23 protein-coding genes are annotated in these 21,987 nt (G+C 60.1%); 10 read left to right on the forward strand and 13 right to left on the reverse strand.

The window, feature by feature from the left end:
• From cysM to ACIOVB_RS21585, 3 genes are all read right to left on the reverse strand, one after another.
• Positions 1 to 861: cysteine synthase CysM (gene cysM / locus ACIOVB_RS21575; RefSeq protein WP_401271238.1), on the reverse strand; the 861-nt coding region annotated here is incomplete at its 3' end.
• A gap of 81 nt (positions 862 to 942) precedes the next feature.
• The gene (locus ACIOVB_RS21580; protein WP_401271190.1) at positions 943 to 2,409 is read right to left on the reverse strand and encodes a histidine kinase sensor domain-containing protein; all 1,467 of its coding nucleotides are present in this window, start codon (positions 2,407 to 2,409) and stop codon (positions 943 to 945) included.
• Positions 2,396 to 3,118, reverse strand: coding sequence for a response regulator transcription factor (locus tag ACIOVB_RS21585; protein ID WP_401271193.1), 723 nt, complete (start codon positions 3,116 to 3,118; stop codon positions 2,396 to 2,398). Before ACIOVB_RS21585 ends, ACIOVB_RS21580 begins: the two co-directional genes overlap by 14 nt.
• A gap of 219 nt (positions 3,119 to 3,337) precedes the next feature.
• On the opposite strand from ACIOVB_RS21585, the gene ACIOVB_RS21590 reads away from it, so the two are divergent.
• Together ACIOVB_RS21590 and ACIOVB_RS21595 are read left to right on the forward strand one after the other, a co-directional pair.
• On the forward strand, positions 3,338 to 6,091 hold the full coding sequence (locus ACIOVB_RS21590) for a response regulator (RefSeq protein WP_401271240.1): 2,754 nt from the start codon (positions 3,338 to 3,340) through the stop codon (positions 6,089 to 6,091).
• An 82-nt stretch (positions 6,092 to 6,173) separates the two neighbouring features.
• Positions 6,174 to 7,163, forward strand: coding sequence for a 2-hydroxyacid dehydrogenase (locus ACIOVB_RS21595; protein ID WP_401271195.1), 990 nt, complete (start codon positions 6,174 to 6,176; stop codon positions 7,161 to 7,163).
• 3 nt (positions 7,164 to 7,166) lie between these two features.
• Here ACIOVB_RS21595 and ACIOVB_RS21600 read toward each other — a convergent pair whose 3' ends face one another.
• A complete protein-coding gene (locus ACIOVB_RS21600) occupies positions 7,167 to 7,619 on the reverse strand; it encodes a hypothetical protein (protein WP_401271197.1) in 453 nt (150 codons plus the stop codon).
• 133 nt (positions 7,620 to 7,752) lie between these two features.
• On the opposite strand from ACIOVB_RS21600, the gene ACIOVB_RS21605 reads away from it, so the two are divergent.
• Together ACIOVB_RS21605 and ACIOVB_RS21610 are read left to right on the forward strand one after the other, a co-directional pair.
• Complete coding sequence (locus ACIOVB_RS21605; RefSeq protein ID WP_401271200.1) at positions 7,753 to 8,187, forward strand: hypothetical protein; 435 nt, start codon at positions 7,753 to 7,755, stop codon at positions 8,185 to 8,187.
• Entirely contained in the window at positions 8,187 to 8,591 is a 405-nt protein-coding gene (locus ACIOVB_RS21610; protein WP_187680907.1) for an META domain-containing protein, read from the forward strand. The genes ACIOVB_RS21605 and ACIOVB_RS21610 overlap by 1 nt, the downstream gene beginning before the upstream one ends.
• Before the next feature lie 99 nt (positions 8,592 to 8,690).
• Here ACIOVB_RS21610 and ACIOVB_RS21615 read toward each other — a convergent pair whose 3' ends face one another.
• A complete protein-coding gene (locus ACIOVB_RS21615; protein ID WP_401271202.1) occupies positions 8,691 to 9,158 on the reverse strand; it encodes a TlpA disulfide reductase family protein in 468 nt (155 codons plus the stop codon).
• A 113-nt stretch (positions 9,159 to 9,271) separates the two neighbouring features.
• Between ACIOVB_RS21615 and arsC the strand changes: the two genes are divergently transcribed.
• The 3 genes from arsC to ACIOVB_RS21630 are packed head-to-tail and all read left to right on the forward strand — an operon-like array spanning position 9,272 to position 10,645.
• Entirely contained in the window at positions 9,272 to 9,625 is a 354-nt protein-coding gene (arsC, locus tag ACIOVB_RS21620) for an arsenate reductase (glutaredoxin) (protein WP_401271205.1), read from the forward strand.
• A complete protein-coding gene (wrbA, locus tag ACIOVB_RS21625; RefSeq protein WP_187680904.1) occupies positions 9,622 to 10,218 on the forward strand; it encodes an NAD(P)H:quinone oxidoreductase in 597 nt (198 codons plus the stop codon). The genes arsC and wrbA overlap by 4 nt, the downstream gene beginning before the upstream one ends.
• 1 nt (position 10,219) lies before the next feature.
• Positions 10,220 to 10,645, forward strand: a complete 426-nt coding sequence (locus tag ACIOVB_RS21630) for a DUF2069 domain-containing protein (protein WP_401271208.1) — start codon at positions 10,220 to 10,222, stop codon at positions 10,643 to 10,645.
• Between the two features lie 90 nt (positions 10,646 to 10,735).
• Here ACIOVB_RS21630 and ACIOVB_RS21635 read toward each other — a convergent pair whose 3' ends face one another.
• Together ACIOVB_RS21635 and ttcA are read right to left on the reverse strand one after the other, a co-directional pair.
• Positions 10,736 to 11,410, reverse strand: coding sequence for a DNA-3-methyladenine glycosylase I (locus ACIOVB_RS21635; RefSeq protein ID WP_187680902.1), 675 nt, complete (start codon positions 11,408 to 11,410; stop codon positions 10,736 to 10,738).
• 67 nt (positions 11,411 to 11,477) lie between these two features.
• Positions 11,478 to 12,302 carry a tRNA 2-thiocytidine(32) synthetase TtcA gene (gene ttcA / locus ACIOVB_RS21640; protein WP_187680901.1) on the reverse strand — a complete coding sequence of 275 codons (825 nt, stop codon included), beginning with the start codon at positions 12,300 to 12,302 and terminating at the stop codon, positions 11,478 to 11,480.
• 464 nt (positions 12,303 to 12,766) lie between these two features.
• On the opposite strand from ttcA, the gene ACIOVB_RS21645 reads away from it, so the two are divergent.
• On the forward strand, positions 12,767 to 13,369 hold the full coding sequence (locus tag ACIOVB_RS21645) for a Yip1 family protein (RefSeq protein WP_007917515.1): 603 nt from the start codon (positions 12,767 to 12,769) through the stop codon (positions 13,367 to 13,369).
• 148 nt (positions 13,370 to 13,517) lie between these two features.
• The gene (locus tag ACIOVB_RS21650; protein WP_025112945.1) at positions 13,518 to 14,012 is read left to right on the forward strand and encodes a SprT family zinc-dependent metalloprotease; all 495 of its coding nucleotides are present in this window, start codon (positions 13,518 to 13,520) and stop codon (positions 14,010 to 14,012) included.
• 105 nt (positions 14,013 to 14,117) lie between these two features.
• On the opposite strand, the gene ACIOVB_RS21655 is transcribed toward ACIOVB_RS21650, so the two are convergent.
• Entirely contained in the window at positions 14,118 to 15,299 is a 1,182-nt protein-coding gene (locus ACIOVB_RS21655; RefSeq protein ID WP_401271212.1) for a CaiB/BaiF CoA transferase family protein, read from the reverse strand.
• A 145-nt stretch (positions 15,300 to 15,444) separates the two neighbouring features.
• Positions 15,445 to 16,779: a dicarboxylate/amino acid:cation symporter gene (locus ACIOVB_RS21660; RefSeq protein ID WP_187680899.1), complete on the reverse strand. Its 1,335-nt coding sequence runs from the start codon at positions 16,777 to 16,779 to the stop codon at positions 15,445 to 15,447.
• Positions 16,780 to 17,131: 352 nt separating this feature from the next.
• Here ACIOVB_RS21660 and ACIOVB_RS21665 point away from each other — a divergent pair, with 352 nt between their 5' ends.
• Positions 17,132 to 18,130 carry an AraC family transcriptional regulator gene (locus tag ACIOVB_RS21665; protein WP_401271215.1) on the forward strand — a complete coding sequence of 333 codons (999 nt, stop codon included), beginning with the start codon at positions 17,132 to 17,134 and terminating at the stop codon, positions 18,128 to 18,130.
• Positions 18,131 to 18,521: 391 nt separating this feature from the next.
• On the opposite strand, the gene ACIOVB_RS21670 is transcribed toward ACIOVB_RS21665, so the two are convergent.
• From ACIOVB_RS21670 to ACIOVB_RS21685, 4 genes are all read right to left on the reverse strand, one after another.
• The gene (locus ACIOVB_RS21670; protein ID WP_401271217.1) at positions 18,522 to 18,707 is read right to left on the reverse strand and encodes a hypothetical protein; all 186 of its coding nucleotides are present in this window, start codon (positions 18,705 to 18,707) and stop codon (positions 18,522 to 18,524) included.
• 364 nt (positions 18,708 to 19,071) lie between these two features.
• On the reverse strand, positions 19,072 to 20,418 hold the full coding sequence (locus ACIOVB_RS21675; RefSeq protein ID WP_401271220.1) for an ATP-binding protein: 1,347 nt from the start codon (positions 20,416 to 20,418) through the stop codon (positions 19,072 to 19,074).
• A complete protein-coding gene (locus tag ACIOVB_RS21680) occupies positions 20,415 to 21,092 on the reverse strand; it encodes a response regulator transcription factor (RefSeq protein ID WP_042560510.1) in 678 nt (225 codons plus the stop codon). The genes ACIOVB_RS21675 and ACIOVB_RS21680 overlap by 4 nt, the downstream gene beginning before the upstream one ends.
• 150 nt (positions 21,093 to 21,242) lie before the next feature.
• The gene (locus ACIOVB_RS21685; RefSeq protein WP_401271223.1) at positions 21,243 to 21,848 is read right to left on the reverse strand and encodes a hypothetical protein; all 606 of its coding nucleotides are present in this window, start codon (positions 21,846 to 21,848) and stop codon (positions 21,243 to 21,245) included.
• Between the last annotated feature and the right edge of the window lie 139 nt (positions 21,849 to 21,987).

The following is a 21,987-nucleotide window of genomic DNA, read 5'->3' on the forward strand; positions in this document are numbered from 1 at the left end:
GCCACGGTCGCAGATGATCGCGACGATCACCGCGTTTTCAACTTCTTTGGACAGGCGCAGCATCGCTGCCACCGCACCGCCCGAGGACACGCCGCAGAAGATGCCTTCTTCGCGAGCCAGACGCCGGGTGACGTCCTCGGCTTCGCTTTGTGCCATGTCGACGATGCGGTCGACGCGGTCGGCCTGATAAATCTTCGGCAGGTATTCCTGCGGCCAGCGGCGAATGCCGGGAATGGCCGAGCCTTCCATCGGTTGCAGACCGACGATCTGCACGGTGTCGCTCTGCTCTTTCAAGTAGCGCGAAACGCCCATGATGGTGCCAGTGGTGCCCATGGAGCTGACGAAATGGGTGATGGTGCCCTGGGTCTGGCGCCAGATTTCCGGGCCGGTGCTGGTGTAATGCGCTTCAGGGTTGTCGCCATTGGCAAACTGATCGAGCACCTTGCCACGGCCTTCGGCTTCCATCCGTTGGGCGAGATCGCGAGCGCCTTCCATGCCCTCTTCCTGACTGACCAGAATCAGCTCGGCACCGTAAGCGGTCATTGCCGCCTTGCGCTCTGCGCTGGAGTTGTCCGGCATGATCAGGATCATCTTGTAACCCTTGATCGCGGCAGCCATCGCCAGGGCGATCCCGGTGTTGCCCGAGGTCGCTTCGATCAAGGTGTCGCCAGCGTGGATCTGCCCGCGCAACTCGGCACGGGTGATCATCGACAGCGCCGGACGGTCCTTGACCGAACCCGCCGGGTTATTCCCTTCGAGCTTGAGCAATAGGGTGTTGCTGGTGGCACCGGGCAGGCGCTGCAAACGCACCAGCGGAGTGTTGCCGACGCAATCGGCGATGGTTGGGTACTGCAGGGTCATGGCGTATTCGCAATCCAGACGTGCGGGGGCGCCTATCATACCGGCAAACCCGCGCAGGCCATATCACGCAAAGTGCGGTGCTTATGGTTTATGGGAATAAGCAGCAAAAGTCTCACCAGCGGTGAGACTTTTGAGTTGAGGCGATGCGACTGGCCTCATCGCTGGCAAGCCAGCGATGGTGTCGGGACTGACAGCGCTGTCATCAGCAAGCAGTCGCAAATTGAGCCGCAACCCCGCCCCGCTGTTGTCCGCCCACAACATCCCGCCCTGGCGCTGCACCGCATTTCGGGCAATGCTCAACCCCAACCCGAACCCGCCATCCCCCGGCCGCGAGCCGTCCAGTCGAGTGAATGGCGAAAATATCCGCTCCAGGTCCCCGTCAGCCACCCCGCCCCCCTGATCCTCCAGCCACAGGTGCCAGTAATCGCCATCGCGTCGTCCATCCAGACGCACGATCCCGCCCTCAGGCGAGTGACGAATGGCATTACGCACAATGTTCTCCAGCGCCTGCGCCAGCGTATTGAGATTGCCGCGCACCCAGCACGACGAGTCGACCGCGCACTGCAATTGCAAACTCGGCCAACCGCTTTCGTAGCAGGCGTTTTCGGTGAGCATTTCCCACAGGGCCTGAATCTGGATCGCTTCGTCGGGGAGTGGCGAGCGGTCGGTATCGAGCCAGGCCAGTTGCAGGGTGTCTTCGACCAGCCGTTGCATGCCGTCGACCTCGCGACCGATGCGCTCGCGCAATTGCACAAGCCCCTGCTCACTTTCACTGGCCACGCGCAATCGGCTCAGTGGCGTGCGCAGTTCATGGGAGAGGTCGCGCAGCAATTGCTGCTGCAGCGCGACGGTGCTTTGCAGGCGTTCGGACATCGAGTCGAACGCCCGGGCCAGTTCACCGAGTTCGTCCGGTCGCTGAGTGATGCCACTCGACAGGCGCACATTCAGTTGATCGGCGCGCCAGGCGTTGGCCTGCTCACGCAAGTTGTTCAGCGGCACCACCAGCAAGCGATACAGGCCGACGCACAGCAACAGGGTGAATAGACCGGGAATCACGCCGTTGGTAATCACCCGCCAGAACACTCGATACTTGCCCGGCAAGAAGCGCTCGGGCAATTCGATCACCAGACTGCCGGCGGCCGGTTCCTCGGGAAACGGGATACGCAGCCATGGCCGACCTTGTTTGTGAATCGGCCAATCGAGCCCACGCAAAAAAGTCAGGCGCTGGACTTCCTGCTCGTTCAGCGGCTCATTGCTCAGCGACTGCAAATTACCGCCAATCACACCGACCCAAGCAGCCTCGCGCAATTCCATGCTCTGCAACCAGCTATCGACGCCGTCACGCTGACCGCGCTGCCACGCCCGCTCGGCTTCAGCGGCATAACGTGTGAGGGTGCCGCGAGCTTCATCGGAGAGGAACTGGTTGCGCTCCTCCATATACCGGCCCCACGACCAGCTCAGCCAAATCATCAGCAGACAGAACGCCACCAGCAGACAGGCGAGTTTCCAGAATAGCGAATGGCGCCCGGGCAATTCAGACACTTTCATCAGCGCCACTCAGCACGTAACCCTTGCCCCACACCGTGCGCACCTCGCGCTCGGTGTAACCAATGGCCTTGAGTTTGCGGCGGATCTGGCTGATGTGCATGTCGAGACTGCGATCATGGGCCGCATAACCGCGTTGCAGGACGTGCTGATAAAGGAAGGCCTTGCTCAGCACTTCTTCATCGTTGCGATTGAGGGTTTCCAGCAGACGGTATTCGCTGCGGGTCAGGCCGGCCGCTTGCTCACGGAAAAACACGTCGCATTGCTCATCGTCGAAATGCAGTGTGCCTGTCGCCACTGGCACGGCGATGGCAGCCGGGCGGCGGTCGAGTGCCACCCGGCGCAGGATCGCTTCGATGCGCACATGCAACTCAGCCATGCTGAACGGCTTGGGCAAATAATCGTCGGCTCCCAAACGAAAACCGCTGATGCGATCCGCCTCGGCACCGAGCGCCGACATCAGCAGCACCGGCGTCGAATGGCTCTGCCGCAATTGCGTCAGTACGTTCAGACCGTCCAGGCCCGGCAGCAGAATATCCATCAACACCACGTCGAAAGGCTGGCGTTTGGCGATGCTCAAGCCTTCCTGACCGTTCTGGCACCAGGTCACCTGAAAGCCGCTGCGGCCCAGATGTTCGTGAACATAGGCACCGAGGATCGGATCGTCCTCAATGGAAAGTATGCGTGGCTGGCCAACGGAAACAGGAGTCATGAGTATCTGCAAGTCATTCTCAGTTGAGCGCGATTATTCAAGATTGCCTGGCATCGGGCAACTCATGGTTGAGCGGCCGGACGAACGCGCGTCTGCACAAGGACCGACAACGTCACCATTTTTCCGGAGATTGCCTGCGAGCAAATCGCTACACTGCGCCCATGTCGCGTGCCGGATGCACGCATGAGTCAACAGATCAGCGGGATGCAGGAGATAGGCGTGCTCAAGAAACTGGGAATCAAAGGTCGCGTGTTGTTGCTGACCTTGTTGCCGACCAGCCTGATGGCGCTGGTGCTGGGTGGTTATTTCACCTGGACGCAGCAGGCCGACTTGCAGAGCCAATTGATGCAGCGCGGCGAGATGATCGCCGAGCAACTGGCGCCGCTGGTGGCGCCCGCCATGGGCCATGGCAACAGCGAACTGCTTGAGCGCATTGCCACCCAGTCCCTCGAACAACCGGACATGCGCGCGGTGACTTTCCTTGCGCCGGATCGCACGCCGCTGGCCCACGCCGGCCCGACCATGCTCAATCAGGCGCCAAGCGGTGACAGCGCGCACCTGCAACGGCGCAGCGGCAATGACGCGACCCGTTATCTGATGCCGGTCTTCGGCAAGCATCGCAACCTCGCCGGCGAACTGATCCCCGAAGAGTCCGAGCGCCTGCTCGGCTGGGTCGAACTGGAGCTGTCGCACAACGGCATGCTGCTGCGCGGTTATCGCAGCCTGTTCGCCAGCCTGTTGCTGATCGCCGCAGGCCTGGCCGGTGCCGCGCTGCTCGCTTTGCGCATGGGCCGCACGATCAATCGGCCGCTGGGCCAGATCAAGCAGGCCGTCGCGCAATTAAAGGACGGTCATCTGGAAACCCGCCTGCCGCCGCTCGGCAGTCAGGAGCTGGATGAACTGGCATCGGGCATCAACCGCATGGCAGGTACCTTGCAGAACGCCCGCGAAGAATTGCAGCACAGCGTCGATCAGGCCACCGAGGACGTGCGCCAGAATCTGGAAACCATCGAAATCCAGAACATCGAGCTGGATCTGGCCCGTAAAGAGGCGCTGGAGGCGAGCCGGATCAAATCCGAGTTCCTCGCCAACATGAGCCACGAGATCCGCACGCCGCTCAATGGCATTCTCGGCTTCACCCATCTGTTGCAAAAAAGCGAACTGACCCCGCGCCAGCTCGACTATCTCGGCACCATTGAAAAGTCCGCCGACAGCCTGCTCGGGATCATCAACGAGATCCTCGACTTCTCGAAAATCGAAGCCGGCAAACTGGTGCTCGACCACATCCCGTTCAACCTGCGCGACTTGCTGCAAGACACCTTGACCATTCTCGCCCCCGCCGCTCATGCCAAGCAGCTTGAGCTGGTCAGTCTGGTCTATCGCGATACGCCGCTGTCGCTGGTCGGTGACCCGCTGCGCTTGAAGCAGATCCTCACCAACCTGGTCAGCAACGCGATCAAGTTCACCCGCGAAGGCACTATCGTTGCCCGGGCGATGCTCGAAGAAGAACACGAAGACAGCGTGCAACTGCGCATCAGCATTCAGGACACCGGCATTGGCCTGTCGAATCAGGACGTGCGTGCGTTGTTTCAAGCCTTCAGTCAGGCCGACAACTCGTTGTCGCGCCAGCCCGGCGGCACCGGTCTGGGGCTGGTGATTTCCAAGCGTCTGATCGAACAGATGGGCGGCGAGATCGGCGTCGACAGCACGCCGGGCGAAGGCTCGGAATTCTGGATCAGCCTGAGCCTGCCGAAAACCCGAGACGACGCCGAAGACCTGCCTTCGGCGCCACTGCTCGGACGTCGAGTGGCGGTACTGGAAAACCACGAACTGGCACGTCAGGCCTTGCAGCATCAGTTGGAAGACTGTGGCCTCATTGTCACGCCGTTCAATACATTGGAAACCCTGACCAATGGCGTCACTGGCGCGCACCAGACCGATCAGGCGATTGATCTGGCGGTCATCGGCATCACCAGCAACGACATGCTCCCGGAGCGCCTGAACCAGCACATCTGGGATCTCGAACACCTCGGCTGCAAAGTGCTGGTGCTGTGCCCGACCACCGAGCAGACGCTGTTCCATTTGTCGGTACCCAATCCCCACAGCCAGTTGCAGGCCAAACCGGCCTGCACGCGCAAACTGCGCCGCGCGCTGTCGGATCTGGCCAACCCGCGCCAACCACGCAACGAACCCGGCGAACCCCTGTCGAGTCGCGCGCCGAAAGTGCTGTGCGTCGACGACAATCCGGCCAACCTTTTGCTGGTGCAGACCCTGCTCGAAGACATGGGCGCCAAAGTGCTTGCCGTGGAAAGCGGATATGCGGCGGTGAAAGCTGTGCAGACCGAGTCCTTCGATCTGTTGCTGATGGACGTGCAGATGCCGGGCATGGACGGCCGCCAGAGCACCGAAACCATCCGCCAGTGGGAGAGCGAGCGGCATTGCACGCCGCTGCCGATCGTCGCCCTCACCGCCCACGCCATGGCCAACGAAAAACGTGCGCTGCTGCAAAGCGGCATGGACGACTACCTGACCAAACCGATCAGCGAGCGGCAACTGGCGCAGGTGGTGCTGAAATGGACCGGCCTGGCCTTGCGCAATCAGGCACCGGAGCGGGTCAGCGACAGCGCGGCGGGCAGCAACGAATTGCCGGTGCTCGATCACGAGGAAGGCTTGCGTCTGGCTGCCGGTAAAGCGGATCTGGCAGCAGACATGCTGGCGATGTTGCTGGCTTCGCTGGAAGCCGACCGCGAAGCCATTCGCAGCGCCCGCGACAGCCACGACCAGAATGCCCTGATTGAACGTGTGCATCGCTTGCACGGCGCCACGCGTTACTGCGGCGTGCCGCAATTGCGTGCGGCCTGTCAGCGCAGTGAAACCCTGCTCAAACAGGAAGATCCGAAAGCGTCGACAGCGCTGGATGAGCTGGAGCGGGCAATCAACCGCCTCGCCGCGCAGGCGAAGATCAGCGCCTGACGCAGCGCAATGCCGGCCAACGCCGATCCGGCTACAGTGGACTCGGGTGATGCCACCCGAGTCCATGTTCAAGGAGGATGTCATGCGTACGATCGTTTTCAGTAGCCAGACCTACGACCGAGACAGTTTCCTCGGCGCCGATTGCCCTGCCAGTCTCGAACTGCACTTTCAATCGGCCCGGCTCAGTCTCGACACCGCGGCACTGGCCGACCGACACGAAGTGGTCTGCGCCTTTATCAATGACGACCTCAGTGCTGCGGTGCTGGAACGTCTGGCCGCCGGCGGCACGCGATTGATCGCCTTGCGTTCGGCCGGTTACAACCATGTCGATCTGCTCGCCGCGAAACGCCTGGGACTGGCCGTGGTGCGTGTCCCGGCTTACTCACCCCATGCCGTTGCCGAACATGCTGTCGCGCTGATTCTCGCCCTCAACCGTCGCTTGCACCGCGCCTACAACCGCACCCGTGAGGGCGATTTCACGCTGCACGGGCTGACCGGTTTCGATCTGGTGGGCAAAACTGTCGGCATCGTCGGCACCGGGCAGATCGGCGCCACGTTCGCGAAAATCATGCACGGTTTCGGCTGTGAGTTGCTGGCATACGACCCGTATCCGAATCCCGACGTTCTGGCATTGGGCGCGCGTTATCTGAGCCTGCCGGAATTGCTCGCGCAGTCGCGAATCATCAGCCTGCACTGCCCGCTCAACGCGCAGAGCAAACACCTGATCAACCGCGATTCACTGGCGCACCTGCAAGCGGGTGCCATGCTCATTAACACCGGTCGCGGCGGACTGGTCGATACGCCAGCACTGATCGACGCGTTGAAGGACGGTCAGCTCGGCTATCTGGGGCTGGATGTGTATGAAGAAGAGGCGCAGCTGTTTTTCGAGGATCGTTCCGACCTGCCATTGCAGGACGACGTGCTGGCGCGTTTGCTGACCTTTCCCAACGTGATCATCACCGCGCACCAGGCCTTTCTGACCCACGAGGCGCTGGGCGCGATTGCCGCGACCACCCTGCACAACATCGCGACCTGGGCGGCGGGGTCGCCGCAGAACCAAGTCGAGGGTTGACGCTTATTTCGGCGACAGTGAGGACGCCAGAATCAATAGCGCCAGCCAGCCGAAGCCGAACAAACGCTGCTTCGCCGAGTGACCACTGCGCAGCAGAAACCAGACGAACACCATCGGCAGCAGAAACACCATGATCTTCAGCCAGCCTTCCACCGGACGGCTGCCATCTTCATTGATTTGCGGCGCAACCGTTTCGGCCTGTTGCCGACGCCGACGCCCCGCTGCGGCCGGCATGACTTTCGGTAAAGGCTCTGGCGCGTGAGGGACAACCGCCTCGGGCACAGCCCGGTTACGCGGCAGACTGCCGAAGGAAATCGTCGACGCCTGAGCCGGTGCCGCTGCTGCCTGCGCTTGTGCGTGGGCCGGCTGCTCCGCCATCGGAGCTCCACAATGAATACACGCTTGGGCTTCGGAGCTGATGCTCCGCTTGCATTCATAACATTCGATCAGCGCCATGTTCCGTTCCTTCAGAGTCGAGGGCGGCAGTTTGCCATGTGCGCCGGTCGATTTGAACCGGATCGAAGGTCGCAAGCGCACATCATTCTGCAACGTGGCCCGTGCTAGCATGTCGCGCATATTTGGAGGACCCATGGTCGAACACGATTTCCGCTACAACCTGATGAACCCGCAACACACCCTCACCGAATGCCGCGCCCTCGTTCCGGGCCGCTATCAGGTCACCGGCAACGGTGGCTCGATCCGCATCGGTGACGCCCTGTTGGTCACCCTCAAAGGCAGCAAGGACTTGTCCATGCGCCTGACCGTCGAAACCGTCCGCCACCTGATCAATCCGCCGGGCCAATGGACCGCGATGACCACAGGCCCGGTGTTCGGCGAACTGGCCATTCATACCTGGCAGGTCAACTGCGACAGCTGCGCCAAAGAGCTCAGCTTTGAATTCGCCGTGGACGCCAAACTGGGTAAAAACGCAGAAAAACCGGCCGCCACTGCGCGCATCGCCGAGCTGGGCTGGAAAGCCGTTGGCGACAAGCACCTGTGCCCGAAATGCCAGGAGCCTGCGTGATGAAACGCCTTGCCCTGACCGTTCTGGTCGGTGTTGGCCTGGCGGGTTGCGCCGCAGAGCCTGTGCAACTGCAACAGAACCGCAGCTACATTCTGGAGTGGATCGGCGAGCGGCCATTGATGGATTACAGCCATCTGACCGTGACCCTCGGCGATGATGGTCGCGCCTACGGCAACGGCGGCTGCAACCATTGGTTCGCGCCGTACACGCTGGATGGCGACAAGCTGACTTTCGGCAAAATCGGCAAGACTCGCAAGCTGTGCGCGCCGGCGTTGATGGAGCAGGAAGAACGCTTCCTGCAAGCGTTGGAAGGCGTGCAGCGCTGGGACATCTCGCCGATCGAGCAGATGCGCTTCTGGCCGGCCCAAGGCAAGCCTTTGCGGTGGTGGCTGGAAGAGGGTTGATCATTCAGCCACAAAAAAGATCGCAGCCTTCGGCAGCGCCTACAAGGTGTACTCAATCCATGCAGGAACTGCCGAAGGCTGCGATCTTTTTTTCATGACCTACTGGGTCGACTGCAACGCCTCTAGCTTCGCCATCACTCCCGCCGCCGTCTGCTCGCCCAACAACTGTTCCCGCACCTTGCCCTTGTTGTCGATGATGTACGTCACCGGCAAGGCCTCACTGCGCGGCAAGTCGAACAGCTCCGCCGGATCCTGCGCCAGCACGGTGAACTTGATGCCCAGTTTCTCGCTGGCGCTCTTCAGTTCTTCACCCTGCACGTTGTCGAAGTTGACCCCGAACACACCGACGTTCTTGCTCTTGAGCTCATCGGCCAGATGATTGAGTTCCGGGATCTCGGTCCGGCACGGTCCACACCATTCGGCCCAGTAATTGAGCACCACCCATTGTTTGTCGAGGCGCTCGGACGCAACCTTCTGACCGTTCTGGTCAATGCCATAGTCGTTGCCGCAGCCCCCCAGCATCAACGCCCCGATTATCGTCAATGCTTCTGCCAATCGCCGTGTCATGTCGTGTTCCTTGTGAAAATTTGAATGCGCCTGCGACCCATCGCCTCTGAAGGTTCTGGATTGCGCGCTGCACAGTTAGAATAGCCGCCACTTTACGCCAGAAGCGACCCGCCATGACCGATCTGACGCTTTATCACAATCCGCGCTGCTCGAAATCCCGCGGCGCACTGGAACTGCTTGAAGCCCGCGGCCTGACCCCGACGGTCGTACGCTACCTCGAAACCCCGCTGGATGCCGCGCAAATCAAGGCCCTGCTTGGCAAACTCGGGATCACTGCGCGACAACTGCTGCGCACCGGGGAAGATGAATACAAAACCCTGAACCTGGCTGACGCCAGTCTCACCGAGAAACAATTGGTCGAAGCGATCGCGGCCCATCCCAAGCTGATGGAGCGTCCGATTCTTGAAGTCGGCGACAGAGCCGTCATTGGCCGTCCACCTGAGCAGATCCTGGAGTTGCTGCCGTGAGCGCGCCGTACATTCTCGTTCTGTATTACAGCCGCAACGGCTCGACCAACGAGATGGCGCGGCAGATCGCTCGCGGCGTTGAGCAGGCAGGCATGGAAGCGCGTCTGCGCACCGTGCCGGCGATCTCCACCGAGTGCGAAGCGGTGTCCCCGGACATCCCGGACGAAGGCGCGCTCTACGCCACTCTCGATGATCTGAAAAACTGCGCCGGTCTGGCGCTGGGCAGTCCGACCCGCTTCGGCAACATGGCCGCGCCGCTCAAATACTTCCTCGACGGCACCAGCAACCTGTGGCTGACCGGGGCGCTGGTCGGCAAACCGGCCGGGGTGTTCACCTCCACCGCCAGCCTGCATGGCGGCCAGGAAACCACCCTGCTATCGATGATGCTGCCGCTGCTGCACCACGGCATGCTGATCACCGGCCTGCCTTACAGCGAGTCGGCGCTGCTGGAAACCCAGGGCGGCGGTACGCCTTACGGTGCCAGCCATCACGCCGGAGCGGATGGCAAAAGCGGTCTCGATCAGCACGAAGTGGCGCTGTGCCGAGCGCTTGGCCTGCGTCTGGCCAAGACTGCACAGAAACTGGAGGGCTGACGTGGCGAAGAAGCCGAAAGTCCTGCCCTCCGTCGAGTGGCTTGAGCCGCGGGTAAAAGCGATGCGGGTGCTCAGCCTGCTGAGCTTTTTTGCCCTAGCCGGATTGCTCGCCGCTTACTACCTGATATTCGCCGACCTGCATGGCGCGCGACCGTGGGTGATTCTGCTGGTCGAACTGATCCCGTGGCTCGTCCTCGCCCCGGCGATGATCATGGGCAGTGCCCGCGGTCATTCGTGGATGTGTTTTGTGGTGAATCTGTACTTCATCAAAGGCGCACTGGCGGCGTATGACCCGAACCGACACTGGTTTGGTGTGCTGGAGATGCTCGCGAGTTTGGCGGTGTTCTGCTCGGCGCTGCTGTATGTGCGGTGGCGGTACCAGTTGAATCGCAAGTTGGCAGGTGAAGGCGAGATCAGCGTCACCTGATCTGACGCCTTCGCGAGCAGGCTCGCTCCCACATTTGAAATGTATTCCCCCTGTGGGAGCGAGCCTGCTCGCGAATGGGGCGACGCGGTCTCAGTGATTGACGGTGTAGGCCAGCATCATCGAAATCTGGCTCATCGGCCGCCCGCCACTCTCCTCATGCCACTGGTTGAACACGTTCTGCACAATCGCCAGATCGCGCAGACTGGTCGGCGCCTTGTCGACGATCTTCTGCGCATTCAGTGCAGCGACCACGTCGTAGCTCGGTACAAACGTATCCTTGCCGACCATGCGCAAAAACCGTGGCGCCGACAGCCCGCCCAATTGATGGCCGTGCTTTTTCAGGTACGTCCACAGGCCGACGATATCGGTCACCGGCCAGTCGGCGATCAACGCGCCGAAACTGCCCTTCTCTTTCTCCACATCCAGAATGAACTGCGCATTGCGCGGCACACTCTTGAGCTTGCCCAGGTGACGAATAATCCGCGCATCCTGCATCAGCCGCTCAAGATGTTCGGCACTCATCAGTACGACTTTTTCCGGATCGAACTTGAAGAACACTTCTTCGAAGGCCGGCCACTTGGCGTCCACCAGACTGTGCTTGAGCCCGGCGCGAAACACACGCAGGGCCATGGTCGAGAGGTAACGGTCGTCGCTGATCCTGCGCAGTTGTGCCGGGGTCTTGGGAACGGGCAGATGGGCTTCCAGTTCAGCCGCTGAACCAAAGCGGTTCAGACAGTATTCGTGCAGCCACTTGTAATCGCGCATGCCCTCTCCTTGAAATGAAAATAAAAACGGCGCCCGCAAGCGCCGTAAGTCAGAGCTGCCGAAACCGTCAGAGGTTCACGACATTGACGAAGCGCGACGCCGCGGTTTCGTCGATCTTGAGGCTGGTGAAGTCGAACAGGTTGCGGTCGGCCAGTTGCGACGGCACCACGTTCTGCAGGCTGCGGAAGATGCTTTCGGTACGGCCCGGGGTCTTGCGATCCCAGTCCTGGAGCATTTCCTTGACCACCTGACGCTGCAGGTTTTCCTGCGAGCCGCAGAGGTTGCACGGGATGATCGGGAATTCCTTCAAGTCCGAGTAAGCCTGAATGTCTTTCTCGTTGCAGTACGCCAGCGGACGGATCACCACGTTGCGGCCATCATCGGCGCGCAGCTTCGGCGGCATCGCCTTGAGGCTGCCGTTGAAAAACATGTTGAGGAAGAACGTCTCGACGATGTCGTCGCGATGATGACCGAGGGCCATTTTGGTCGCGCCGATTTCGTCGGCAAAGGTGTACAGCGTGCCGCGACGCAGACGCGAGCACAGCGAGCACGTGGTCTTGCCTTCCGGAATCAGCTCCTTGACCACCGAGTAGGTGTCTTTCTCGACGATGTGGTACTCGATGCCCAGCGTTTTGAGGTAGGCCGGCAGCACGTGCTCGGGGAAGCCCGGCTGCTTCTGGTCCATGTTCACGGCGACGATCTCGAACTTGATCGGTGCAACCTTCTGCAGGTGCATCAGCACGTCGAGCATGGTGTAGCTGTCCTTGCCCCCGGACAGGCAGACCATGACCTTGTCGCCGTCTTCGATCATGTTGAAGTCGGCAACAGCTTCGCCGGCCAGGCGGCGCAGGCGCTTTTGCAGTTTGTTCTGGTTGACCGTAAGAGTGCCCATGACGCGAAATCCGTGAGGTGTGACGAAAGGCGGGCATTTTACGCAAAAACGTCGTGGGGGCGAAGGGCCGCGGGTCTGTCCCATTCTTCCGAGGTCTGCATTGCCCTCTGTGGCGAGGGGATTTATCCCCGATCGGCTGCGCAGCAGTCGTCAAGCCATCCAACGGGAAGTATCGGGAAAATAGAGTTCTGAGGTTTTGGGGCTCCTCCGCACCCCATCGGGGATAAATCCCCTCACCACAAATGTATTTCAAAGATAAAACAGAGCTGATGCCAAGACCCTGCGGCGATTAAGCCCCGTGTTTACAGCGCAATTTGCTCTAAGCCCCTAGTGCCTGTGCGGTTAAGACCTTTCTATACTGCGACATAAGGTCGCATACATCTGAAGACCTGAATTTGCTCGGCCTCATTGGCCCGAAAGCGCTCCGCTGGGGGGCGACGGCAATAACAAGAGGAGTGACTGGCATGATCCATCACGTAGTGGGACTTTTTACCCACCCCGATCAGGAATGGAAGGAAATCCGTGGCGACCAAGAGGAAAGCATCAGCCACATGTATCTCACGCACACGCTGATTCTGGCGGCAATCCCGGCCGTGTCGGCCTTCATCGGCACCACGCAGGTCGGCTGGGTGATCGGCAACCGCGCGCCGGTCATGCTCACCGTTGAAAGCGCCATCTGGATGACGGTCATGTCGTACCTGGCAATGCTCGGCGGTGTCGCGGTCATGGGCGCCTTTGTGCACTGGATGGCCCGCACTTATGACGCCAACCCGAGCCTGGCCCGTTGCGTGGCGTTTGCCACGTACACCGCGACACCGTTGTTTGTCGGCGGGCTGGCAGCGCTATATCCGCACATGTGGCTGGGGATGATCGTCGGCACGGCCGCCATCTGCTACACCGTGTATCTACTGTATGTCGGGTTGCCGACCTTCATGAATATTCCGTCAGATGAAGGCTTTCTGTTTTCCAGCTCAGTGCTGGCGGTGGGTCTGGTGGTGCTGGTGGCCATCATGGCGTTCACCGTGATCGTCTGGGGACTGGGCGTGGGGCCCGTCTATACCAACTAGCGCAATGACTCACCGAGAAAAACAAGATCTGCCAATACAGGCCGCCGCAAGGCGGCCTTCTCGTGTGGAGGATGACCATTCGGCAGTTCAGCGATTCGCAAGTCCTGAGGGTTGCGGCATACTCGACGCCTCTGGAGATCCATCAAGCATGCCCGAGCAACTCAATACCCGCGTCGAAGACTGTTACCAACTCGCTGAATCCTTTTTCAAACGTCATTTCCAACGCCCTGTGGTGAGTCTCAAGCTGCGCGGGCAAAAAGCCGGGGTCGCGCATCTGCACGAGAACCTGCTGCGCTTCAACCCGCAGCTGTACCGGGAAAACACCGAACACTTCCTCAAGCAGACCGTGGCCCATGAAGTCGCGCACCTGATCGCCCATCAGTTGTTCGGCGACCGCATCCAGCCCCACGGCGAGGAGTGGCAACTGATCATGCGCGGCGTTTACGAACTGCCGCCGGATCGCTGCCACACCTACGCAATCAAACGCCGCAGCGTGACCCGCTACATCTACAAGTGCCCATGCGCGGACAGTGATTTTCCGTTTTCGGCGCAGCGCCATAGCCTGGTCAGGCAGGGGCGGCGGTATTTGTGTCGCCGATGCCGGAATACCTTGGTGTTCAGTGGTGAGATGCGGGTCGAATAATTGAGGTTTGTGTCCTTCACATTGACCTCTTCGCGAGCAGGCTCGCTCCCTGGAATTCAGTCACCTGTGGGAGCGAGCCTGCTCGCGAAAGGGCAGGTACAGACACTAGAGAATGACCTTGGCTCGGCGCAGTTCGGCAATCCGCTCAGCACTAAACCCCAGCTCCCCCAACACCTGATCCGTATGCTGCCCCAACCCCGCCCCGACATGCCGGGGAGCAGGCAAATCCTCGGAAAACTTCAACGGACAAGCAATCTGCGCCTGCATCGTCCCATCACCCCGCGGCACCTGCGTCACCAGCTCCCGCGCCTGCAATTGCGGATGTTTTACTGCCTCGCTCAGACTCAACACCGGCTCGACACACGCATCAATCCCGGCAAACAACGTACACAGCTCTGCAAAGTCATGCTTCTCGAACTCGACCTTCAACGCCTCCTTCAGCGCCTGCTGTTGCTCCGGTTTGGGTGACAAGCCTTGCGCCGCCAACTCAGGCCGGCCCAGCGCCGCACACAATGGCTGCATGAATCCCGGCTCAAGACTGCCCACCGACATCCAGCGCCCATCGCGAGATCGGTAGTAGTCATAAAAGCTGCCGCCATTGAGCATCTGGTCTTCCCAGCCCGGCTCCTCACCACAGGCCAGATACCCGGCGCCGGCCATGGCGTTCAGGCTGAACGCGCAATCAGTCATGCTCACATCCAGATGCGTGCCCTGCCCGCTCTGCTGGCGAGCAATCACCGCCGCCAGCAAGCCGATCACCCCGTGCAGCGAACCGCCAGCGACATCCGCCACCTGCATGCCCAGCGGCAACGGCCCGCTGTCAGCCCGGCCGGTGTAGCTGGCGAGCCCGGCCAGCGCCAGATAATTGATGTCATGACCGGCGCGATCCTTGTACGGGCCGGTCTGGCCGTAACCGGTGATCGACACGTAAATCAGCTTCGGGTTGATTGCTTTCAGAGCCTCATAACCCAGGCCCAGGCGCTCCATCACGCCGGGGCGAAACTGCTCCAGGACGATGTCGTAATCGGCGAGCAGTTGCTTGACCACTTCAAGTGCTTCTGGCTGTTTCAGATCCAGCGCCAGACTGCGCTTGTTGCGGTTGAGATACGCGTGACTGGCCGACATTCCCTGATCATGTGGCGGCAACACCCGCAGCAGATCCAGGCGCGTCGGCGATTCGATGCGCAGCACCTCGGCGCCCATGTCCGCCAACAGCAGCGAGGCGAACGGCCCCGGCAACAGGGTCGAGAAATCCAGAATCTTGAGTGAGGCCAGCGGTGCGGACATGGGCGAACTCCTTGTGCGATGCACCCAGCCTAGGCAGCGATGGCGCTTACAGCAATCACCGGATCCATCAGGCGAAGTGACCGTTGCGCTCAAATCCCGGGCAAGAAAAAACCCGCCGAAGCGGGTTTTTTCATTCAAGCGATGCTTACTTCACATTGCTCGGGGTTGGGCCTTCAGCCACACCCAGGTCGTCTTCTTCACGCTCATCAGAGATACCGCGACCGCCAGAAGCCAGTTCGGCTTGCAGTACATCGGTGTCCAGCTCTTTCACCCACTTGGCAACAACGATGGTCGCAACGGCGTTACCCACCAGGTTGGTCAGCGCGCGGGCTTCGGACATGAAGCGGTCGATACCCAGGATCAGCGCCAGACCGGCCACCGGCAAGTGACCTACGGCCGACAGGGTGGCCGCCAGCACGATGAAGCCCGAACCGGTCACACCGGCAGCGCCTTTGGAGGACAGCAGCAGCACCAGCAGCAGGGTGATCTGGTGAGTGATGTCCATTTGGGTGTCGGTCGCCTGAGCGATAAACACAGCCGCCATGGTCAGGTAGATCGAGGTACCGTCGAGGTTGAACGAGTAACCGGTCGGAATCACCAGACCGACTACCGATTTCTTCGCACCCAGACGCTCCATCTTGATCAGCATGCGCGGCAGTGCCGATTCAGAGGACGAAGTGCCCAGTACGATCAGCAGCTCTTCGCGGATGTAGCGAATCAGTTTCAAAACACTGAAACCGTGCGCGCGGCAGATCGCGCCCAGCACCACCACCACGAACAGCACGCAGGTGATGTAGAAGCAGATCATCAACTGACCCAACTGCACCAGCGAACCGACACCGTAGGCACCGATGGTGAACGCCATGGCACCGAACGCACCGAGTGGCGCCAGTTTCATGATCATGTTGATGATGTTGAACATCACGTGGGCGAAGCGATCGATCATGTCCAGCAGCGGTCGGCCGTAGGAGCCCAGGCGATGCAGGGCATAACCGAAGATCACCGAGAACATCAGCACTTGCAGGATATCGCCCGTGGCGAATGCACCGACAATGGTGTTCGGGATCACGTTAAGCAGGAAGCCGACAATGCTCTGGTCTTTACTGGCCGTCACATAAGTGGCGATTTTCGAAGCGTCCAGGGTGGTCACGTCGATGTGCATGCCGGCGCCCGGTTGCACGACGTTGACCACGACCAGACCGATCAGCAAGGCGATGGTGGAAACGATTTCGAAGTACAGCAGCGCGTAGCCGCCAGTCTTGCCCACCGATTTCATGTTCTGCATGCCGGCGATGCCGCTGACAACGGTACAGAAAATGATCGGGGCGATGACCATTTTGATCAGTTTGATGAACCCGTCACCCAGCGGCTTGAGGGCCACACCGGTCTGTGGGTAGAAGTGACCGAGCAGAATGCCGATGGCGATTGCAACGATCACCTGGAAGTACAGGGATTTGTAGAGTGGCTGACGAGTCGTCATTGCAAATTTCCTCAAGAGTCCCACGGGGCAACATCCATCTGTTGTCCGCGAAACCTTAAATTGCGAACCCTCCTGCACTGGAGGGATTTGTTGTTGGAACGGCGCTTTCTCCTGAGGGATAAACGCACGCTTCTGTCGCTCTTATCGCAAACCTCGTGCCACATTGGTGCAATTCACTGCCAGCCTTTTGATATCAGGTACTACAGGTTCATTTGTGTCACCGTCCGGTTACCCAGGTATGGCGGATTTCCGCCAACTCACCGAGTCTCGTCCTACAATTTGGCGGAAATCCGCCTTGTTGCCCATGCCACCCACGGCTACCATCCGGCGCTTGAGGAAGGATTTGCCGCTTATGCGCGAACGCACCATCGCCAGTCATTTCGCCCGTGCCGCCCTCGGTGGCGCACGCCGCCTGGGGTTCGACTACGCGGGCCTGTTGCAGCAACTGGGAATCAGCCCTGAATTGCTCGATGAGCCTCGTGCGCGCATCGCCCCGGAGCAGTTCACCCGGTTGATCCAGGGCCTGTGGCTGGCGCTGGACGACGAATACCTCGGTTTTGGCAAGGCACCGAGCAAACCCGGCAGCTTCGCAATGATGTGCCATGCCTCGATTCACTGCCGCAATCTGGAGAAGGTCCTGCAACGCGGCTTAATGTTTTATAGCCTATTCCCCGAAGCCCCCCGCTTGAGCCTCACCCGCGAAGACGAATGGGTGCGCCTGAGCCTCGACGATTCGCAGTTATGGGACCCGGATCACTTTCTCAGCGAAAGCCTGCTGGTGATCTGGCACCGCCTCGGCAGTTGGCTGATCGGCCAGCGAATCCGTCTGGAGCAGGCAACCTTCAGCTATGCAAAACCTGCGCATGGCGCTGAATACGATCTGCTATTCCCCTGCCCTCTGGAATTTTCAGCGCAGCAAAGCAGCCTGCTGTTCCACAGCCGCTACTTGCACATGCCACTTTTGCAGGACGAACGCACTCTCAAACACTTCCTCGAACGTTCCCCCGCTGACTTGCTGTCACGCCCGGATGATGGCGACAGCCTCAGCAGTCGCCTGCGCCGCTTGCTCAGCCGCGACAGTGCGCGCTGGCCGGATCTGGAAGCGGTGGCCGCTCATCTGCACATCAGCCCACAGACCCTGCGCCGGCACTTGCGTGACGAAGGCACCAGTTTTCAGGAGCTGAAGGATCAACTGCGGCGGGATATCGCCATCTATCATTTGGGGCGGGCGGATCTGTCGTTGCAACAGATTGCCGAGCAGTTGGGGTTTTCCGAACCGTCGGCGTTTCACCGGGCGTTCAAGAAGTGGACGGGGCTGACGCCGGGGGCTTATCGGGCGCAGGAGCAGTGAGGCGGCTTCAAGATCCCGCCTTCTGAGTTTTGGATTTGGATTTGGATTTGGATTTGGATTTGGATTTGGATTTGGATTTGGATTTGGGTGTATATCCGTTGCTGCGGGTGTTGCTGATTAGGGTTCCACCCTTACGGCGGGTCACTTTTTCCAGACGCCGAAAAAGTAACCAAAAAGGCTGCCCCCTGACGTACGGCACTTCGCCTAGGCTCAGTGTTCCCTCGCTACGGTGTCCATCCGGGGGCATCGCCTCCGGTTTGCTTCGCTGCACCTCCTTTCGATGTATGCGGCTTCGCCGCACGGCGCTGCGCGCCTACCCCCCGGATGAACACCTACGCTCGGCCTGCCGATGGGCTGAAGAGCAAGATCAAGATCAAGATCAAGAGCAAGATCAAAAGCCAAAGCCAAAGCCAAAGCCAAAGCCAAAGCCAAAGCCAAAGCCAAAGCCAAAGCCAAAGCCAAAGCCAAAGCCAAAGCCAAAGCCAAAACAGATCAAAAGATCGCAGCCTTCGGCAGCTCCTACAATTGGAATGGGTGCACCTGCCAGAGATTGGTCGGCTGTCAGGCTGGCTCCCACAGTTTAGATCTGCGTGCGCCCACGCGGCGAAGCCGCCCCACTCATCACAATGAGCGCAAGCTCGAGTACCGCTCTTGATCTCAGAGCCCGTCGGCAGGCTGAGTGGAGGGGTTGATCCGGGGGTGGGAGCGCAGCGACCGTTTGGCGCAGCCAAACACATCGAAAGGAGGTGCAGCGAAGCAAACCGGAAGCGATGCGCCCGGATCAATCCCGGAACGAAGGAACCCCGAGCCTCAGCGAGGGGCCGAACGTCAGGGCACAGACCTTTTGGTTACTTTTGGGGCGTTTGCCAAAAGTGACCCGCCGTAAGGGCGGAACCCTAATCAGCAACACCCGCAGCAACGGATATACACCCAAAACCAAATCACACAGCCGGAAAATGAATCCGAAACGCCGCCCCGCCCATCGGTGAATCGCCCAAGGTCAGCTTGGCGTTATAGCTTTCGATGATGTCCTTGACCACCGCCAACCCAATCCCCTGCCCCGGATGCTGCCGATCCAAACGCTCACCGCGCTCAAGAATCCGCGCCCGCTGATCCGGCGGCACCCCCGGCCCATCATCCTCAACACACAACTCAACCCCGGCGAGCGTCTCACGCACACTAATGCGCACTTCCCCAAGACACAGCCGATAAGCGTTCTCCAGCAAATTCCCCATCATCTCCAACAAGGCACCCTGCTCGATCGGCACATAACAATGCTCCGGCAGATCAAACGCCACCTGCACACGCTTGTCCCGATAAACCTTGTCCAGCGTATCGCACAGGCTTTGCAGCACCGGACGCAGCCGCACCTGATGTCGCACCAAACCGCTTTTACGCAAACTCGCCCGTTGCAGCTGATAACTGATCTGCTGACTCATCCGTTCGATCTGACTTTGCAGCACCCACGCCTGATCGATGTCTTTGGGCCGCTGAGCCATGTCCTCACTGACACCCTGCAACACCGCCAACGGCGTTTTCAGGCTATGGGCCAGGTCGTCGAGAGAGTCGCGATAACGGCTGCGCTGCTGGCGCTCACTGAGCAGCAAGCGGTTGAGCGAGCCAGTCAGACGCAGCAATTCGCGCGGGTGTTTTTCCGTGAGGCTTTCGCGGGTGCCGCCCTCGATTTCGTCGAGTTCCTGGCTGAGTTGGCGCAAGGCCTTCAAGCCCCAGGTCAAGCCGATCCACAGCAGCGCCAACAGCACAAGCAAGGCGGCGCCAAAGCCCAGATACAGATTCTCGCGCAGGCCTTCGAGAGTGGTTTCGTACTCGCGCACCGGTTGCAGGGCGACGATGCTGAATGCCGCGCTCTTACCGCCGAGCAGTTTCACTTCAACGTCGTAAACGAAGAATTCCTGACCGTTGCTCTCGCGAATCCGCGCGAACTCATTACCGAGCCCGTCGTAGCGCGGCTTGTAGTTGATCTGCTCTTCCTGAGTGGCTTTCGAGCGCCAGACCAGATGCCCTTCGCGGTCGTAGATGTAACCCAGCAGACGGAAGTCGGTAAGGTTGAAACGCTCATCCGGCAACTGCGAGGGCATGACCAGTTTGCCGCTTTCGATGCGTGCGGCAGAAATCAGCGTGGTGACGTCCGACGCCAGACGCTGCTCGATCGAGTCCTGCAACGCGAGGCTGAACGCGCCCTGCATCGCCGGCAGCAAGGCGAGCATGAACAACACCGCCAACGTAGTGGCGGCGAGCATCAAACGGACGCGAAGGGAACGAATCAAGTGCAGCGCTCATTGAACAGGTAGCCGAGGCCACGCACGGTGTCGATCGGCTTGAACCCTGCGGGGCCTTCGAGTTTGCGGCGCAAGCGGCCGACCAGCACTTCGATCACGTTCGGATCGCGCTCGTCGTCATCCGGATAGAGTTGTTCCATCAGGCGATCCTTGGGCACCACCTGCTGGTGATGACGCATCAGGTATTCAAGAATGCGGTATTCGTAGGCGGTCAGCGCCAGCGGTTGCTCGTCGAGGCTCGCTTGCTTGCGATTGAGATCGAGCAACAGAGGGCCGGCGACGATGGTCGACTGGGTGAAGCCGCTGGAGCGGCGCAGCAAGGCATTCAGGCGCGCGTCGAGTTCTTCGAACTGGAACGGTTTGACCACGTAATCGTCGGCGCCGGCAGCCAGACCTTCGACCTTGTCCTGCCAGTTGCCGCGTGCGGTGAGGATCAGGATCGGGAAGGTCTTGCCGCCCGAACGCAACTGACGGATCAGGTCGAGGCCGCCCATGCCCGGCAGACCAAGGTCGATCACCGCCAGGTCAAAGTTGAACTGTCCGGTCTGATACAGCGCCTCCTCGGCATTGGCCACGGACTCGACCACGTGACCGCTCTCCGTCAGACGGGTTTGCAGGTGATGGCGCAACAGCGCTTCATCTTCGACGACCAACAGTTTCATATTGCTCTCCCGGGCAAATCAAACATCTCCGACTACACATCTGTGGGAGCGAGCCTGCTCGCGAAAGCGGTGAGTCAGTCAATGAAGATGTCGACTGACACATCGCTTCGCGAGCAGGCTCGCTCCCACATTGAATTTGGCGGCAACTCCTTAGAAATTGTAGTTGGCCGACAGGTAAGTCTGCGCGCTGCTGTTCAGATCCAGCGAGCCTTGCTTGCTGCCACCGCGTTCGCTCATCTCGGTGCTGGCGTTGCTCATCAGGTAACGGTAACCGAGTTCCACCGAGGTGTTTTGCGATACTTGCTGCAACACACCGAACTGGCCGCCGACGGCGTAACCGATGTCACTGTCGCGGCTATAGCCTGGCGACTCCTGGGTCAGTTTGGTCAGACCGGCCGTCGCACCGCCGAACAGTTTGGTGGTACTGCCGACCGGGTAGAACAGATCGTAGCTGCCCAGCAGGTTTTCCTGGCGCAGTTTAATGCCATTGTGCGAACCGGACACGTTGTCGTAGGTGGCGTAGTAGCGACCTTGCGAGTTTTGCTGACCGAGGCGTACGCCGTAGGTGTTGTTGCCGTCGATCGCGCCAGTGGCGTTAGGGTGATCGAGGTTGTTGTTCAGAGCATGGGATTTGTCGATTTTGTTGCTGGTCTGGCCGAAGGTCAGGCCGGCGAAGTTCGAAGTGGTGTCGGCCTGGGCCGCGATACTGGCGCTCATAACGGTCATTGCCAGCAGCAGTTTGTTTAAACGAGTCATGGGTATTTCCTCTTTCACAGTGCTGTTTGGGTATGGCGCAAGGTTACTGACCCTCCCCTGTACCGACCCTGAACGCTCTCTGAACCTGACCTGAACCAAATCGACTAGGCTGTTCTGACCACTTTTCGATAAGGACAAC

The organism is Pseudomonas sp. NPDC087639, assembly GCF_044743385.1.
GTDB lineage: Bacteria > Pseudomonadota > Gammaproteobacteria > Pseudomonadales > Pseudomonadaceae > Aquipseudomonas.

Coding starts and splice junctions, on each gene's coding strand:
- ACIOVB_RS21655 (WP_401271212.1), bottom strand. CDS start 15,299: ATGTCCGCACCGCTGGCCTCACTCAAGATTCTGGATTTCTCGACCCTG.
- ACIOVB_RS21605 (WP_401271200.1), top strand. CDS start 7,753: ATGGTCGAACACGATTTCCGCTACAACCTGATGAACCCGCAACACACC.
- ACIOVB_RS21635 (WP_187680902.1), bottom strand. CDS start 11,410: ATGCGCGATTACAAGTGGCTGCACGAATACTGTCTGAACCGCTTTGGT.
- ACIOVB_RS21680 (WP_042560510.1), bottom strand. CDS start 21,092: ATGAAACTGTTGGTCGTCGAAGATGAAGCGCTGTTGCGCCATCACCTG.
- ACIOVB_RS21610 (WP_187680907.1), top strand. CDS start 8,187: ATGAAACGCCTTGCCCTGACCGTTCTGGTCGGTGTTGGCCTGGCGGGT.
- ACIOVB_RS21585 (WP_401271193.1), bottom strand. CDS start 3,118: ATGACTCCTGTTTCCGTTGGCCAGCCACGCATACTTTCCATTGAGGAC.
- ACIOVB_RS21615 (WP_401271202.1), bottom strand. CDS start 9,158: ATGACACGGCGATTGGCAGAAGCATTGACGATAATCGGGGCGTTGATG.
- ACIOVB_RS21645 (WP_007917515.1), top strand. CDS start 12,767: ATGATCCATCACGTAGTGGGACTTTTTACCCACCCCGATCAGGAATGG.
- arsC (WP_401271205.1), top strand. CDS start 9,272: ATGACCGATCTGACGCTTTATCACAATCCGCGCTGCTCGAAATCCCGC.
- ACIOVB_RS21595 (WP_401271195.1), top strand. CDS start 6,174: ATGCGTACGATCGTTTTCAGTAGCCAGACCTACGACCGAGACAGTTTC.
- ACIOVB_RS21685 (WP_401271223.1), bottom strand. CDS start 21,848: ATGACTCGTTTAAACAAACTGCTGCTGGCAATGACCGTTATGAGCGCC.
- ACIOVB_RS21650 (WP_025112945.1), top strand. CDS start 13,518: ATGCCCGAGCAACTCAATACCCGCGTCGAAGACTGTTACCAACTCGCT.
- ACIOVB_RS21660 (WP_187680899.1), bottom strand. CDS start 16,779: ATGACGACTCGTCAGCCACTCTACAAATCCCTGTACTTCCAGGTGATC.
- ACIOVB_RS21600 (WP_401271197.1), bottom strand. CDS start 7,619: ATGGCGCTGATCGAATGTTATGAATGCAAGCGGAGCATCAGCTCCGAA.
- ttcA (WP_187680901.1), bottom strand. CDS start 12,302: ATGGGCACTCTTACGGTCAACCAGAACAAACTGCAAAAGCGCCTGCGC.
- ACIOVB_RS21665 (WP_401271215.1), top strand. CDS start 17,132: ATGCGCGAACGCACCATCGCCAGTCATTTCGCCCGTGCCGCCCTCGGT.
- ACIOVB_RS21580 (WP_401271190.1), bottom strand. CDS start 2,409: ATGAAAGTGTCTGAATTGCCCGGGCGCCATTCGCTATTCTGGAAACTC.